Genomic DNA, 14,782 nt, shown 5'->3' on the forward strand with positions numbered 1-14,782 from the left:
CCCTACGGGGGGCCGCATTGTCCCGCTCCACCCCGGGAGGGCAGGATGACGTGCATGACGCACGCGATGCAGAAGGGCTCGAACATCCCGGTGGCCCCCGTGGCCGTCCGGGCGGTGCTGCGCTGGACCGGCGGCCCCGAGGTGCCGGACGTGGACGCGTCGGCGCTGCTCGTGGGCCCTGACGGGCGGGTGCGTTCGGACGAGGACTTCGTCTTCTACAACCAGCCCCGCCACCCCTCGGGCGCCGTCTGGCGGCTCGGCAAGAAGCAGATCGGCGACGCGGTCACCGACGCGGTCCAGGCGGACCTGCGCACGGTGCCCCCGTCGGTGGACCGGATCCTGGTGGTCGCCTCCGCCGAGGACGTCCCCTTCCAGCGGGTCCGCGACCTGCGGATCCTCCTCTACGACGCCACCGCGCCCGGCGGCTCCGAACCGCTCGCCCACTTCGACGTACGGCCCGAGACCGGCGCCGAGACGGCGCTGATCTGCGGGGAGCTGTACCGCCGGGGCGACGGCTGGAAGTTCCGGGCGCTCGGCGAGGGCTACTCGGACGGCCTGGTGGGCCTGGCCACCGACCACGGGATCTCGGTGGACGAGAACGCCGCCGAGCCGGAGGCGGGCCCGGGCCCGGCCGCCGGGAGCGGGGCCGGGGCCGGGAGCGGCGCCGTCGGTCAGGAGACCACCGCGATGGCCCCGCCCACGCAGGCCCCGCCGGCCACCCCGCCCGCCTACGGCTACCCGCAGCCGGTGTCCCCGGTGCCCGGGCCGGGCGGCGACCCGTCCTTCCGGCTGCCGGCGCAGGGCCCGCAGTTCATCCGCCGCTGAGGAGGGCGGCCGGGGTGGCGCCCCGGCCGCGGTTCCTCCGGGCCGCGGTTCCGCCGGGCCTGGGCTCCCCCGGGCCGGGCTCCCCGCGCCGGGGCTCCGGTCAGTGCTTGGTGCTCTTGTAGCCCCGGCCCCACTGGAGCCCCCAGCCGTACAGCCGGTCCAGCTCGGCCTGGAACCCGTACACGAACTTCACCTCGCGCCGCACGACCAGCTCGCCCTTGACCTTCTCCAGGGAGACGACGGCGCAGGAGCGGGCCTCCGGGTGCCGCTCGTCCAGCGGGATCTCGATGCGCGGCCCGGTCACCGGGAAGAGGGTGACCATGGCGTGCGTGCGGTCGAAGGCCGGGGTCTGGTCGTAGATGTAGACGAAGACCAGCAGCCGCTTGATGTCGTCGGCGTGGTCGAGATTGATGTACAGGGTCTCGCCCGAGCCGGAGCCGAACCGGTCGTCGCCGCTGAGCTTGACGTACGGCGGGTCGTTGAGGTCGCCCAGCAGGTTGCCCAGCGGCTGCACCGCGCCCCGGGTGCCGTCGGTCAGCTCGTAGAGGCAGCCCATGTCCAGGTCGACGTTGACCATGCCCTGGGTGTGGGCCTGCACCATGTCCGGTTTGAAGAGCTTGAACGGATGTCGGAAGAGCTGGCCGCTCTGGCCGGAGCGGCCGCCGATGTCCGAGGTGCGCATGCGCCAGGACAGATTGACGCGCAGGTTGCCGTGCACGGCCTCCTGCCGGCTGAGCGAGACCGTCGCGTGCCGCTTGGTCAGTTCGATCGCGTTCGACGAGGCGCTGCCCGACTGGAACTGCGCGGCGCGGCTGCCCATGATGCCGTCGAAGAACCCCATTCCCTTGTCCCCCCTGGTCCCCCTGGACCCCTTCGATGCCTACGGAGAGCGGGGCGGCCCGCCAGGTCCGTGGACCCGGTGGACCGCCCCGCAGTGAGCGTTCCGCATTACCGCCGCCGTCATGCGTCGACGGTGGAACCCTCCGGTTCGGAACCCTCGCGTTCCAGGCGCTTGTTGCGGCGCACCGAGGACCAGAAGGAGGCGGCGATCAGTACCACGCCGATGAGGCCGGTGATGATCTCGCTGATCTCGTGCTGGATGGTGACGAGCAGGATGACGGCGAGCGCGCCGATCGCGTAGTGCGCGCCGTGCTCCAGGTAGACGTAGTCGTCCAGGGTGCCCTGGCGGACCAGGTAGACCGTGAGCGAACGGACGTACATGGCGCCGATGCCCAGGCCCAGCGCCATCCAGAAGATGTGGTTCGTGATGGCGAAGGCGCCGATGACCCCGTCGAAGGAGAAGGAGGCGTCGAGGACTTCCAGGTAGAGGAAGAGGAAGAACGCGGCCTTGCCGGCGAGGCCGACGGCGGAGACGGGCTTGCCCTCGGCCTTGGCCTTCTCCTCCTCCTCGTGCTCGCGCTCCTCTTCCTCCTCCAGCTTGTCCTCGAAGTAGGAGGACAGGCCGCCGACGATCAGATAGGTGATCAGGCCGGCGACGCCGGCGAGCAGCACGGTGGCGGACTTGTCCGCGTGGCCGGTGCTGGTGTGGGCGTTGACCGCGAAGGTCATGGCGGAGACCAGCAGCGCGATCAGGGCGATGCAGACCGACAGCATGTCGACCTTGCCGAGCTTGGCCAGCGGGCGCTCCAGCCAGCTGAGCCAGGTGTACTCGCGCTCCTCGAAGATGAAGTCGAGGAAGATCATCAGCAGGAACATGCCACCGAAGGCCGCGATGGCCGGGTGCGCGTCGGTGACCAGGGCCTCGTACTGCTCGGGCTGGTCCATGGCCAGCTCGATGGCCTCGATGGGCCCGACCTTGGCGCTGATGGCGACAATCGCCACCGGGAAGACCAGCCGCATACCGAACACGGCGATCAGGATGCCGACGGTGAGGAAGATCTTCTGCCAGAAGGCATTCATCTTCTTCAGGACTCCGGCGTTGACGACCGCGTTGTCGAACGACAGGGAGATTTCGAGGATCGACAGGATCAGTACGATCCCGAACGCCTCCCACCCCCACTGCCACGCGGCGAAGGCAAGGCCGAGCGCCGTGATGGCGAACGACCAGCCGAAGGTTTTCAGAACCACTGGCACCTGGCACCCCATGCGTGTTGTAAGGCTTTACGAAACGTTGACCCCGAAGTCTAGAGCGATGCCCCTCAGGCCCGACGCGTACCCCTGTCCCACCGCACGGAACTTCCATTCGCCGCCGTACCGGTAGACCTCGCCGAAGATCATCGCGGTTTCGTCGGAGGCGTCCTCGGAGAGGTCGTAGCGGGCGAGTTCCTGCCCGTCGGCCTGGTTGACCACGCGGATGAAGGCGTTGTTGACCTGGCCGAAGCTCTGCCGTCGGGTGTCGGCCTCGTGGATGGAGACCGGGAAGACGATCTTGTCCACCACGGCCGGCACCTTGGTGAGGTCGATGAGGATGGACTCGTCGTCGCCCTCGCCCTCGCCCGTGAGGTTGTCACCCGTGTGTTCGACGGAGCCCTCGGGGCTCTTGAGGTTGTTGTAGAAGACGAAGTACTCGTCCCCCAGCACCCGGCCGCCGTTGCAGAGCAGCGCGCTGGCGTCGAGGTCGAAGTCGGCTCCGGTGGTCGAGCGCGCGTCCCATCCGAGGCCGATCAGAACCCTGGTGAGGTTCGGCGCGGCCTTGGACAGTGAGACGTTGCCCCCCTTGGCGAGTGTGACGCCCATGCTGTGGTCCTCCCCGGACGACGGTGTGAACGGTGCGGCGGTGGTGCGCTGCCGCTGTGGCGCGGTGCTGCGGCGGTGCGGTACTGCGGCGGTGCGGTGCTACGGCTGCGGCGGTGCGGGCGAAGCAGGTCCGGCGCCGTACACACAGTGCACGACGCCGGACGGATGAACTGCTCTCAGGCTCAGACGTTGACGCCGAAGTCCTGCGCGATGCCGCGCAGGCCGGAGGCGTACCCCTGGCCGATGGCGCGGAACTTCCACTCCGCGCCGTTGCGGTAGAGCTCGCCGAAGACCATGGCGGTCTCGGTCGAGGCGTCCTCGGAGAGGTCGTAGCGGGCGAGCTCGGTGTTGTCGGCCTGGTTCACCACGCGGATGTACGCGTTGCGGACCTGGCCGAAGCTCTGCTGGCGGGTCTCGGCCTCGTAGATCGAGACGGGGAAGACGATCTTCGCCACATCGCCCGGGACGCCGGCCAGGTTGACCTTGATGGCCTCGTCGTCGCCCTCGCCCTCACCGGTGGTGTTGTCACCGGTGTGCTCGACCGAGCCGTCGGGGCTCTTGAGGTTGTTGAAGAAGACGAAGTTGGCGTCGCTGGCGACCTTGCCCTGGTCGTTGGTCAGGATCGCGCTGGCGTCGAGGTCGAAGTCGACACCGGTGGTGGTGCGAGCGTCCCAGCCCAGACCGACGATGACCGCCGTCAGGTTAGGCGCGGCCTTGGTCAGCGAGACGTTGCCGCCCTTGCTGAGGCTGACTCCCACGGGTCCTCCATTGGGTTCTGTGTGGGGCGGGGCCCCGTCGTGCGGTTGCTACCGGATCAACGTTTCGATCCTAGTGACGGGTTCCCGCCCGATGCCGGTTTTCGCAGGGAACCGCGGGTGCGGTCCACCGAAGCGCTGTCAGAGGCTGTCGAGCGCCTTGATGTACTCGTTCAGGTCACGCGCGTCGGGCAGCCCGTTGACGACCGTCCAGCGGACGACGCCCTCCTTGTCGATGACGAAGGTGCCGCGGACCGCGCAGCCCTTCTCCTCGTCGAGTACCCCGTAGGCGCGGGAGACCTCGCCGTGCGGCCAGAAGTCCGACAGCAGCGGGTACTCCAGGCCCTCCTGCTCCCCGAAGACCCGCAGGGTCGGCACGGAGTCGTTGGAGACGGCGAGGAGCTGCACCTCGTCGTTCTGGAACCGCGGCAGGTGGTCGCGCAGCTCGCAGAGCTCACCGGTGCAGACACCGGTGAAGGCGAACGGGTAGAAGAGCAGGACGACGGCCTTCTCCCCCCGGAAGTCGGAGAGCCGCACGGTGGCACCGTGGTTGTCCTTGAGTTCGAAGTCGGGCGCCTTGTCGCCGACCTGGATCGCCATCTTTCGCATCCCTTCGTCCCGCATCCCTGCGTTGAGCCGTTCAGGTGATCCCCACCCTAGGGCCTGGCCTGCGTGCCGAGCCTACGGGCCGGGTACGCGCACGCCCCACCACCCGGGTCGTCCGGTGCGGCGGGGCGTGGGTTCCGCATGTCTGCGGGGCGCGGCTCAGCGCTTGGACTTGGCCGCCTTGGGCGTCACCAGCTTGGTGGAGGTCCACTCCTTGCCGACGGGCAGTCCCTTGGCCAGGGAGAGGCCCGCGGTCTCGGCGGCCTCGCTGATGTCGCTGGCCTCGACGTAGCCGTCGCGGCCCGTCTTGGGGGTCAGCAGCAGGATCAGTGCGCCGTCCTCGACCAGCTCGGTCGCGTCGACCAGGGCGTCCGTCAGGTCGCCGTCCTCGTCGCGGAACCAGAGCAGCACCGCGTCGGCGCCCTCGTCGTATTCCTCGTCGGCGAGCTCGCTCACGAGCTTCTCGACGGCGTCACGGAATTCCTGATCGACGTCCTCGTCGTAGCCGATCTCCTGGACCACCTGTTCGGACTGGAAACCCAGCCGGGCGGCCAGGCTCTCCGCGTGGTCCGCGGTCGCGCTCACGGGGTGCCTCCTGCTCATGTTCGGTGAATGTCTTCCGGCGGCGCGCGTACGCGCAGCATTGGGCGTAGTCCACACGGGCGCGGCGGATCGCGCAAGTACCCGACGGCCGAGACCGTCGAAACGGTGACGATTGCGGCCGTCTCGCCGCAACTTTCAGCCTGCCCGTGTGCACCTCTGGTGATTCATCCCACACCATTGCAGCTCATTCGGCATCATCGGTCGGCGCATGGGGCCTTTATGTCCGTTCGGGAGGCGAACGGCCTTGCGAAGCCGCTGACCGCTTTGGGCGTAAAGTCGCGATTCGGGGGTACACTCCCGCCCGCCGCGCGGGGACCGGACCGGTCCCTCACGCCGGGTTTTCCCTGTCCACCGCGAGGATTACCCAGTGGTACGGATGACGATTCCCGCCGGGCGGTGGACCATGGGAGCGGCGCCCCCAGGCACGGCACCGGCACGATCTCACCGACAGCGCCCCGACAGCGCCCCCGACAGCGAAGGAACAGCGTGGCTTCCGCATCCGATCGCAATCCGATCATCATTGGCGGCCTCCCGAGTCAGGTCCCGGACTTCGATCCGGAGGAGACCCAGGAGTGGCTCGACTCCCTGGACGCAGCGGTCGACGAGCGGGGCCGTGAACGCGCCCGCTACCTGATGCTGCGCCTCATCGAGCGGGCGCGCGAGAAGCGCGTGGCCGTGCCCGAGATGCGCAGCACGGACTACGTCAACACGATCGCCACCAAGGACGAGCCCTTCTTCCCCGGCAACGAGGAGATCGAGCGCAAGGTCCTCAACGCCACCCGGTGGAACGCGGCCGTCATGGTCTCGCGCGCCCAGCGCCCGGGCATCGGCGTCGGCGGCCACATCGCCACCTTCGCCTCCTCCGCCTCCCTCTACGACGTGGGCTTCAACCACTTCTTCCGGGGCAAGGACGAGGGCGACGGCGGCGACCAGATCTTCTTCCAGGGCCACGCCTCCCCCGGCATCTACGCCCGCGCCTACCTCCTGGACCGGCTCAGCGAGCAGCAGCTCGACGCCTTCCGGCAGGAGAAGTCGAAGGCCCCGTACGGCCTGTCCAGCTACCCGCACCCGCGGCTGATGCCGGACTTCTGGGAGTTCCCGACCGTCTCGATGGGCCTCGGCCCGCTCGGCGCGATCTACCAGGCACGGATGAACCGCTACATGGAGGCGCGCGGCATCGCGGACACCTCCAAGTCGCACGTGTGGGCGTACCTCGGCGACGGCGAGATGGACGAGCCCGAGTCGCTGGGCCAGCTGTCGCTCGCGGCCCGCGAGGGCCTGGACAACCTGACCTTCGTCGTGAACTGCAACCTCCAGCGGCTCGACGGCCCGGTCCGCGGCAACGGCAAGATCATCCAGGAGCTGGAGTCGATCTTCCGGGGTGCCGGCTGGAACGTCATCAAGCTGATCTGGGACCGCTCCTGGGACCCGCTGCTGGCCCAGGACCGTGACGGCCTGCTGGTCAACCGGATGAACTCCACCCCGGACGGCCAGTTCCAGACCTACGCCACCGAGACCGGCGGCTACATCCGGGACCACTTCTTCGGCGACGACCAGCGGCTGCGCGCCATGGTCGAGAACATGACCGACGACCAGATCCTGCACCTGGGGCGCGGCGGCCACGACCACAAGAAGATCTACGCGGCGTACGCGGCGGCCAAGGCCCACAAGGGCCAGCCGACGGTGATCCTCGCCAAGACGGTCAAGGGCTGGACCCTCGGCCCGAACTTCGAGGGCCGCAACGCCACGCACCAGATGAAGAAGCTGACGGTCGACGACCTCAAGCGCTTCCGCGACCGGCTGCACATCCCGATCACCGACCAGCAGCTGGAGGGCGGGGCTCCGCCGTACTACCACCCGGGCCGCGACTCGCCCGAGATCCAGTACATGCACGACCAGCGCACGGCGCACGGCGGCTACGTGCCCACCCGCGTGGTCCGCGCCAAGCCCCTGGAGCTGCCGGGCGACAGCGCCTACGCGGCGGCCAAGAAGGGCTCCGGCCAGCAGTCGATCGCGACCACGATGGCCTTCGTCCGCATCCTCAAGGACCTGATGCGGGACAAGGAGATCGGCAAGCGCTTCGTGCTGATCGCGCCCGACGAGTACCGCACCTTCGGTATGGACGCCTTCTTCCCGAGCGCCAAGATCTACAACCCGCTGGGCCAGCAGTACGAGGCGGTCGACCGCGAGCTGCTGCTCGCGTACAAGGAGTCCCCGACCGGCCAGATGCTGCACGACGGCATCTCGGAGGCGGGCTGCACGGCCTCGCTGATCGCCGCCGGTTCGGCGTACGCGACGCACGGCGAGCCGCTGATCCCGGTCTACGTCTTCTACTCGATGTTCGGTTTCCAGCGCACGGGTGACCAGTTCTGGCAGATGGCCGACCAGCTGGCGCGCGGTTTTGTCCTCGGCGCGACCGCCGGCCGGACCACCCTGACGGGTGAGGGCCTCCAGCACGCCGACGGCCACTCCCAGCTGCTGGCCTCGACGAACCCGGGCTGCGTGGCGTACGACCCGGCCTACGGCTACGAGATCGCGCACATCGTGCGGGACGGCCTGCGGCGGATGTACGGCCCCGAGGCCGAGGACGTCTTCTACTACCTGACCGTCTACAACGAGCCGATCCAGCACCCGGCCGAGCCGGCGGACGTCGACGTGGAGGGCATCCTCCAGGGCATCCACCGGGTGGCGCAGGGCACCGCGGGCAGCATCCCGGCGCAGCTGATGGCCTCGGGTGTGGCCGTGCCGTGGGCCCTGGAGGCGCAGCGGATCCTCGCCGAGGAGTGGAACGTCCGGGCGGACGTCTGGTCGGCGACCTCCTGGAACGAGCTGCGGCGCGAGGCCGTGGAGGTGGAGGAGCACAACCTGCTGCACCCCGAGGAGGAGCAGCGCGTCCCGTACGTGACGCGGAAGCTGTCGGGCGCGGAGGGGCCGTTCGTGGCGGTCTCGGACTGGATGCGCTCCGTGCCGGACCAGATCTCGCGCTGGGTCCCCGGCCCGTACACCTCGCTGGGCGCGGACGGCTTCGGCTTCGCGGACACCCGCGGCGCGGCCCGGCGCTACTTCCACATCGACGCGCAGTCGGTGGTCCTGGCCACGCTGACCGAGCTGGCCAAGGCGGGCAGGATCGACCGCTCGGTGCTCAAGCAGGCCGTCGACCGCTACCAGCTGCTGGACGTGGCCGCCGCCGACCCCGGCCCCGCGGGCGGCGACGCGTAACCCCGGCGCGGGCGGGGCGCGGGTCCGGCACCGGCCGGGCCCGCGCCCCTTCACGCGTTCCCTACGATGCTCCGCATGAAAGAACCCTCCCGCCGGCTGCTCTGGGAGCGGCGGAGCCAGACCCCGCTGCTCGTGCTCGCCGTGGCCTTCGCCGTCGCGTACGCCGTGCCGATCGTCGCCCCGGACGCGAGCGAGCGGCTCCACGGGCTCTGCGCGTACGTGGAGTGGACGGTGTGGGGGGCCTTCGCCGTCGACTACCTGGTGCGCCTCGGCCTCACCGAGGACCGCCGGCACTTCGTGCGGACGCACTGGCTGGACCTGGCGGCCGTGGTCCTGCCGCTGGTGCAGCCGCTGCGGCTGCTGCGCCTGGTCGCCACCCTGATGCTGGTGGGCCGGCGGGCCCGGATGGCTCCGCAGATCCAGCTGACGACGTACGTGGCGGGCTCGGTGGTCGGGCTGCTGATGTTCGGCTCGCTGGCGGTGCTGAGCGTGGAGCGGGACGCGCCCGAGGGCAACATCAAGAACCTCGGCGACGCCGTGTGGTGGTCCTTCACCACGATGACCACCGTCGGCTACGGCGACCACTCCCCCACCACCGGTCTGGGCCGGGTCCTCGCCGTGGGCCTGATGCTGTCCGGGATCGCCCTGCTCGGTGTGGTGACGGCGAACATCGCCGCCTGGTTCATCTCCCGCTTCGAACGCGACGACCAGGTGGAACGGCTCCAGCTGGCGGCCATCCGCGAACTCCAGGCAGAGGTACGGGCGCTGCGCGGCGAGGTGGCCCGGCTGGGCGGCGGGGCGGACGGGGCCCCGTCCGCCGGGCCGGGCACCCCGGCACAGCGCGGCGCTAGCGCTCCCACACCTTGAACGCCCGCACCTGGTAGGGCGACTGGGGCAGCCAGACCCCGTCTCCGGGATAGGTCTGGAACTCCCCGGTCTCCCCGCACTCCGCCGACTGGTAAGTGGTGACGGGGCGTCCGGTGCGGTTGACGAGCGACTGGGCGCTGGTCCCGGCGGGCAGCGCGGTGCAGCTGTTGATGTCCAGGGTGCTCAGCTCATGGGTCTGCCGGTTCCCCTTGAACTCCGGTTTCGCCCACAGGCACAACTGCCCGGCCGCGCAGGCGGCGAGGGCCGGCGGGCCCGCGGCGTGGGCCGTGGTCGCCGCACTCGGCAGCAGGGCGGTCAGGGCCAGGAAGGTCGCGGCCAGCACCGTGGTGACGCGGGTGGTGGTGCGACGGCCGGGGGTGAGGCGGGCAGGGGTGAGGCGGCCGGTGGTGAGGCGGGCAGGGGTGAAACGGATGGCTCCACACGTACGCATGACGGGTCAACTCCTCGCTGACGGCGGGCCGCCGGACCGCTTCCGGAGCTCCGCCGAGACCACGCTGACCTGCGGAGACGGGCGAGCGGAAGAGGCCGCGGACGGGTCCACCCGGATAGGCGACAGCTCCCCGGGAACCACCCGGAACCCCGTCCCGCTGTACGGAGTTGACGCCTCCGGCAGCAGTCCGGGGGCTCCCGCCCGGCGGCCCGCCGACCCGAACGTGTCACGCGCGCGGGGGTCCCGGCCCCGCCGGCGGGCCCGGATACGCTGACCGCCACCCGGCGTCAGAAAGGAGCCCAGCGGTGATGACCGACGAGCGGTCCGCGCCTGCCGCGCCGGTGGCCGGACTGCGCGAGCGCAGGAAGCGGCGCACCCGGAGCGCGCTGCTGCGCGCCGCCCTCACGCTCTTCGTCGTGCAGGGGTACGAGCGCACCACCGTCGACGAGATCACCGATGCGGTGGCCGTGTCCCAGCGCACCTTCTTCCGCTACTTCGCCAACAAGGAGGAGGTGGTCTTCGCCGTCCAGGACCTGGTCGAGTCGCACCTGATCACCGCCCTGCACGCCCGGCCCGCCGCCGAGGGCCCCCTCGAAGCGCTGCGCGGGGCCGTGCTCAGCGTCTGGGACACCGTGGACGAGGCCCTGGGCGGGGTGGTGCCCGTCGACCTCTACATGCGCAGCTACCGGCTGATCGAGTCCACCCCGGCCCTGCTCGCGGTGCACCTGCGCCGCTCGACCGGGCTGGAGGAGCGGATCTCCCGGCTGATCGCCGAACGCGAGGGCCTGGACGTGGACGTGGACCCCCGCCCCCGGGTGGCCGTCGCCGCCGTCTTCGGCGTGATGCGTGTCACGGGCCGGCTCTGGGGGCGCGGCGAGGACACCAGCGTGGAGGCGATCCGGCGGCTGACGGACAGCTACCTCGACCGGATCGGCCCGGCCCTGGCCGGGAGCTGGCGCCCGGTCAGCTCCGCGGGCTGACCGTCCGGCACCGACGGCCCCTGCGCCAGGCTGCGTACGGAGGTCCCACGGTCGGGCGTGAACCCGGTCACCCGGCGCGCCACGGGAGGAATCGGTCTCCTACGCTGGTCCCAGTGAAACCGCCCGGCCTCGCCCACCCCACCGCTCCCGGCGCAGATGTGCGCCTCACCGCCCTGCGCACCCTGCTCGCGCTGGCGGTCGTCCTCGTCATGCTGGCCACCACCGGCTGGACCGCGGTGCACCGCCCCGAGGGAGGCACCCCGCTGCGGGCCGCCGCCCTCGACGCCTGGGCGAAGGCGCGGATCGACGGCCGCCCGGTCCCGGCGGCGGATTCCCCCGTACGGACCGTGGCGCGCTTCTTCGCGGGCCTCGACGGCTCCCAGCGGGCCCGGATCGCGGACGGCTACCCGCTCGTCGTCGGCAACCTCGACGGCGCCCCGGCGGCCGTCCGCTACCGGGCCAACCAGCGGGGGCTGGAGAAGGCGCGCCTGGTCGAGGAGGCCCGCAGCCACGATGTGGCGCTGACCCCGGCCGACCGGGCCGTGGCCACCCGCCGCTCCCACCGCCTGGCCTCGCTCGCGGCGCCCGGCCGGCAGATCCTCGCCTTCGACCCCACCGGCGGCGGTCTGGTCGCGGAGGTCTTCGGCGATCTCGACCGCGCCGACCGGGTCTCGGTGGTCGTCCCCGGTGTGGACACCGACCTGGTCACCTTCGAGCGCACCCAGCGCCGGCTGACCTCGCCGGTCGGCATGGCCGAGTCCCTGTACGAGGCGGAGCGTTCGGCCGCGCCGGACAGCCGTACGGCGGTCATCGCGTGGGCCGGGTACGCCGCCCCCACCGGGCTGGGCATGGACGCCGCCACCGGCCGGATGGCCTTCGACGGCGCGGTCCGGCTCACCTCGCTGACCATGGCCCTGCCGGGGGACGCGAAGGTGGCCCTCTTCTGCCACAGCTACGGCTCGGTGGTCTGCGGGGTCGCCGCGCGCGACCTGCCCCGCCGGGTGACGGACGTGGCGGTGGCGGGCAGCCCCGGCATGCGCACGGCGAACGTCGCGGGTCTGCACACCTCGGCGCGGGTCTGGGCCACGCGCGACGAGGGCGACTGGATCGCGGACGTGCCGCACCTGGAGGTCGGCGGCGTCGGGCACGGCGCCGATCCGGTCTCCCCGGACTTCGGCGCGCGGCTGCTGTCCTCGGCGCGGGCCCGGAGCCACACCGGCTATTTCGCGCCAGGTACGGATTCCCTGGAGAACTTCGCCCGGATCGGAACCGGTGCGTTCGGTTCCGTTGTGTGCGCGACCGGCGACGACGTGTGCCGGCGCGGCATTTCCGGGACAGAGCGGGACTGACGCGCGTAGAGGCACGGAAATCGGCCACCGCAGCGAGGGGGACGCACGGGGGTGGCTCCCTCTACGATGTGGCGCATGGGTGACGTACTGGCCGGAAACCATGCCGTCTGGGAGTTCGACGACTCGGACTCGGTGCTCATCCGCTTCGCACGGGGGATGCGGACGCCGCGGCTCTTCCAGGCGCTGGGCTCGCGCAGGATCCCCCTCGAAGCGGTGTCCGCCGCGACCGTGACCGCAGGAAAGCGGGACACGGTGGTTCTGCGTGCCCTGCCGCGGCCGGGCGCGGATCCGCTGATGGAGGCCGCCGCCGGGCAGCTCAAGGAGACCTGCGACCCCTACCGGCTGGTGCTGCCCGGCGACCGGGCGCCGCTCGCCGCCGCCTTCGCGGAGGAGATACGCTCCCGGCTCGCCCCGGACGCGGACGAGCCGGCCTCCCGTTTCCTGGTCGAGGCACCGCAGCCCCCGCTCCAGCTCAAGGCGTACGACGCGCGTGTCGGCTTCGACGGCTCGACGGTCAGCTTCCACTGGTCGCGTACGGGCGCCACCAGCACCAAATGGAAGGCCGGCGACCAGCACTACCCGCTGACCGCGCTCTCCGGTCTCGCGTGGAGCTCCCCCGAGGGCCCCGGCGGCCATCTGCGGCTGCTGCTGCACGAGAACGGGGACGCCCCGGCCGATCCGCGCCCGGACCACGACCTCGCCGCCGCCGTCTTCGGCGTGGGCTGCGGGGCCGTGCACGAGTCCCTGCCGTTCGCCGCCGCCGTACTCGCCGCGCTGCGCGGCCGCACCCCCGTCGGCGCCGCCGCCCGCGCCCGCTCCGGCGACGACCGGCTGCGCCACCTCAGCGAACTGCACTCGGCCGGGCTGCTCACCGACGGGGAGTACGCGGCCCTGCGCGACCGCTTCGCCGCCGAACCGCTGTAGCGCGGCCCGAGGACCGGACGCCGCCGCCTCAGACCTCGCGCGCCACCGAGGTGAAGTTCATGTCCGGGTAGCGGTCCCCCGCCACCCGCGCGGCGATCGGCTCCAGCAGTGCCAGCCGCTCCGGCGACAGGGTGATCCGGGTCGCCGCCGTGTTCTCCCGCAGCCGCTCGGGCCGGCGCGTGCCGGGGATCGGCACCACGGTCAGGCCGTGCACCGCCGCCCGCTGCTGCACCCAGGCCAGGGCGATCTGCGCCGGGGTGGCCCCCAGCTCCGCCGCGATCGCGCGCACCGGGTCCAGCAGCGCCGCGTTGGTCCGCGCGTTGTCCCCGGTGAAGCGCGGCTGGTGGCGCCGGAAGTCGTCCTGCTCCAGGTCCTTCGAGGCGTCCGCGAAGGCCCCGGTCAGGAAGCCCCGGCCGAGCGGCGAGTACGGCACGAAGGCGATCCCCAGCTCCGCCGCCGCGGCCACCGCGCTGCGCTCCACGTCCCGGCTGAACAGCGACCACTCCGACTGGACCGCCGCGATCGGGTGCACGGCGTGCGCCTCGCGCAGCTCCGCGCCCGTGACCTCGCTGAGCCCCAGGTGGCGCACCTTCCCCTCGCGCACCAGCTCCGCCATGGCCCCCACCGACTCGGCGAGCGGTACGGCCGGGTCGCGCCGGTGCATGTAGTAGAGGTCGATGACGTCCACGCCGAGCCGGCGCAGGCTGCCCTCGACGGCCTCGCGTACGTAGGCCGGGTCGTTGCGGATGCCCCGGTGGGCGGGGTCGTCGGAGCGCTCCATCGCGAACTTCGTCGCCAGGGTGATCCGGTCCCGGTGCGCGGCCACGAAGGGGGCCAGGAACTCCTCGTTCCGGCCGCGTCCGTAGACGTCGGCGGTGTCGAAGAGGGTGACCCCCTCCTCCAGCGCCGCGTCCAGGGTCCGCCGCGCGGCCGCCTCGTCGGTGCCCCCGTAGAACTCGCTCATGCCCATGCAGCCGAGGCCCTGCACCCCGACCCGGGGGCCGCCCCTGCCCAGTCCGACCTGCTCCAGGGGCGTGCCGTGCTCCGTCATTGCTGTCCCTTCCCCGAGACCGTGTGCGCCGTATACATGTTGATCTTGTAGTCCAGTACGCCGAGCGCGTCCGTCAGCTCCGTGATCCGCGCCCGCACCTCGCGCCGGGTCCGCTCCAGCAGCTCGCGCCGCTCGGCGAAGGTGTGCTCGCCCTCGCGGACCAGTTCCGCGTAGCGGACCATGTCCGCCACGGACATCCCCGTGGCCCGCAGCTTCCCCACGAAGGCCAGCCAGTCGAGGTCGCGGTCGGTGAAGCGCCGCTGGCCCGAATGCGAACGGTCCACGTGCGGCATCAGGCCGATCCGCTCGTACCAGCGCAGGGTGTGCTGGCTCAGGCCGGTCCGGGCCTCCACCTCGCTGATCGTGTAGCGGGTCTGCGTCAGGCTCGGGCTCTGGCTCATGGCCCCACGCTAAAACCCTTGAGTGCACTCCAAGCAAGTAGGCTCGGCCGCATG

15 protein-coding genes are annotated in these 14,782 nt (G+C 71.4%); 6 read left to right on the top strand and 9 right to left on the bottom strand.

Features of this window, described 5'->3' with window-relative positions; genetic code table 11:
* Positions 1 to 54: 54 nt before the first annotated feature.
* Positions 55 to 825 (top strand): TerD family protein, encoded by a 771-nt coding sequence (locus ABZ873_RS12740; protein ID WP_360869445.1) that lies wholly within the window; start codon positions 55 to 57, stop codon positions 823 to 825.
* Between the two features lie 100 nt (positions 826 to 925).
* Here the strand turns inward: ABZ873_RS12740 and ABZ873_RS12745 are convergent, their stop codons facing one another.
* The 6 genes from ABZ873_RS12745 to ABZ873_RS12770 form a co-directional block, all read right to left on the bottom strand.
* Entirely contained in the window at positions 926 to 1,666 is a 741-nt protein-coding gene (locus tag ABZ873_RS12745; protein ID WP_360869448.1) for a Tellurium resistance, read from the bottom strand.
* A gap of 119 nt (positions 1,667 to 1,785) precedes the next feature.
* Positions 1,786 to 2,913: a DUF475 domain-containing protein gene (locus ABZ873_RS12750; protein ID WP_360869626.1), complete on the bottom strand. Its 1,128-nt coding sequence runs from the start codon at positions 2,911 to 2,913 to the stop codon at positions 1,786 to 1,788.
* Positions 2,914 to 2,946: 33 nt separating this feature from the next.
* A complete protein-coding gene (locus tag ABZ873_RS12755; protein WP_360869451.1) occupies positions 2,947 to 3,522 on the bottom strand; it encodes a TerD family protein in 576 nt (191 codons plus the stop codon).
* A 182-nt stretch (positions 3,523 to 3,704) separates the two neighbouring features.
* Positions 3,705 to 4,280, bottom strand: coding sequence for a TerD family protein (locus ABZ873_RS12760; protein ID WP_030657021.1), 576 nt, complete (start codon positions 4,278 to 4,280; stop codon positions 3,705 to 3,707).
* A gap of 138 nt (positions 4,281 to 4,418) precedes the next feature.
* Entirely contained in the window at positions 4,419 to 4,877 is a 459-nt protein-coding gene (locus ABZ873_RS12765) for a peroxiredoxin (RefSeq protein WP_360869454.1), read from the bottom strand.
* A gap of 165 nt (positions 4,878 to 5,042) precedes the next feature.
* A complete protein-coding gene (locus tag ABZ873_RS12770; RefSeq protein ID WP_360869456.1) occupies positions 5,043 to 5,468 on the bottom strand; it encodes a DUF3052 domain-containing protein in 426 nt (141 codons plus the stop codon).
* 504 nt (positions 5,469 to 5,972) lie between these two features.
* On the opposite strand from ABZ873_RS12770, the gene aceE reads away from it, so the two are divergent.
* Both aceE and ABZ873_RS12780 read left to right on the top strand, forming a co-directional pair.
* Positions 5,973 to 8,705, top strand: a complete 2,733-nt coding sequence (aceE, locus tag ABZ873_RS12775; protein ID WP_360869459.1) for a pyruvate dehydrogenase (acetyl-transferring), homodimeric type — start codon at positions 5,973 to 5,975, stop codon at positions 8,703 to 8,705.
* Between the two features lie 75 nt (positions 8,706 to 8,780).
* Positions 8,781 to 9,572, top strand: coding sequence for a potassium channel family protein (locus ABZ873_RS12780; protein ID WP_360869462.1), 792 nt, complete (start codon positions 8,781 to 8,783; stop codon positions 9,570 to 9,572).
* On the opposite strand, the gene ABZ873_RS12785 is transcribed toward ABZ873_RS12780, so the two are convergent.
* Complete coding sequence (locus ABZ873_RS12785) at positions 9,553 to 9,915, bottom strand: peptidase inhibitor family I36 protein (RefSeq protein ID WP_360869629.1); 363 nt, start codon at positions 9,913 to 9,915, stop codon at positions 9,553 to 9,555. The two genes, ABZ873_RS12780 and ABZ873_RS12785, sit on opposite strands and share 20 nt — an antisense overlap.
* Positions 9,916 to 10,331: 416 nt before the next feature.
* Here ABZ873_RS12785 and ABZ873_RS12790 point away from each other — a divergent pair, with 416 nt between their 5' ends.
* The 3 genes from ABZ873_RS12790 (at position 10,332) to ABZ873_RS12800 (ending at position 13,276) form a co-directional block, all read left to right on the top strand.
* Positions 10,332 to 11,003, top strand: a complete 672-nt coding sequence (locus ABZ873_RS12790) for a TetR family transcriptional regulator (protein ID WP_360869465.1) — start codon at positions 10,332 to 10,334, stop codon at positions 11,001 to 11,003.
* Positions 11,004 to 11,212: 209 nt separating this feature from the next.
* On the top strand, positions 11,213 to 12,352 hold the full coding sequence (locus ABZ873_RS12795; RefSeq protein ID WP_360869632.1) for an alpha/beta hydrolase: 1,140 nt from the start codon (positions 11,213 to 11,215) through the stop codon (positions 12,350 to 12,352).
* 66 nt (positions 12,353 to 12,418) lie between these two features.
* Complete coding sequence (locus ABZ873_RS12800; RefSeq protein WP_360869634.1) at positions 12,419 to 13,276, top strand: DUF4429 domain-containing protein; 858 nt, start codon at positions 12,419 to 12,421, stop codon at positions 13,274 to 13,276.
* 28 nt (positions 13,277 to 13,304) lie between these two features.
* On the opposite strand, the gene ABZ873_RS12805 is transcribed toward ABZ873_RS12800, so the two are convergent.
* Both ABZ873_RS12805 and ABZ873_RS12810 read right to left on the bottom strand, forming a co-directional pair.
* Positions 13,305 to 14,327 carry an aldo/keto reductase gene (locus tag ABZ873_RS12805; RefSeq protein ID WP_360869467.1) on the bottom strand — a complete coding sequence of 341 codons (1,023 nt, stop codon included), beginning with the start codon at positions 14,325 to 14,327 and terminating at the stop codon, positions 13,305 to 13,307.
* Positions 14,324 to 14,728, bottom strand: a complete 405-nt coding sequence (locus tag ABZ873_RS12810; protein WP_360869470.1) for a MerR family transcriptional regulator — start codon at positions 14,726 to 14,728, stop codon at positions 14,324 to 14,326. Before ABZ873_RS12810 ends, ABZ873_RS12805 begins: the two co-directional genes overlap by 4 nt.
* Positions 14,729 to 14,782 lie beyond the last annotated feature (54 nt).

Source organism: Streptomyces sp. NPDC047014 (assembly GCF_040644195.1).
GTDB lineage: Bacteria > Actinomycetota > Actinomycetes > Streptomycetales > Streptomycetaceae > Streptomyces.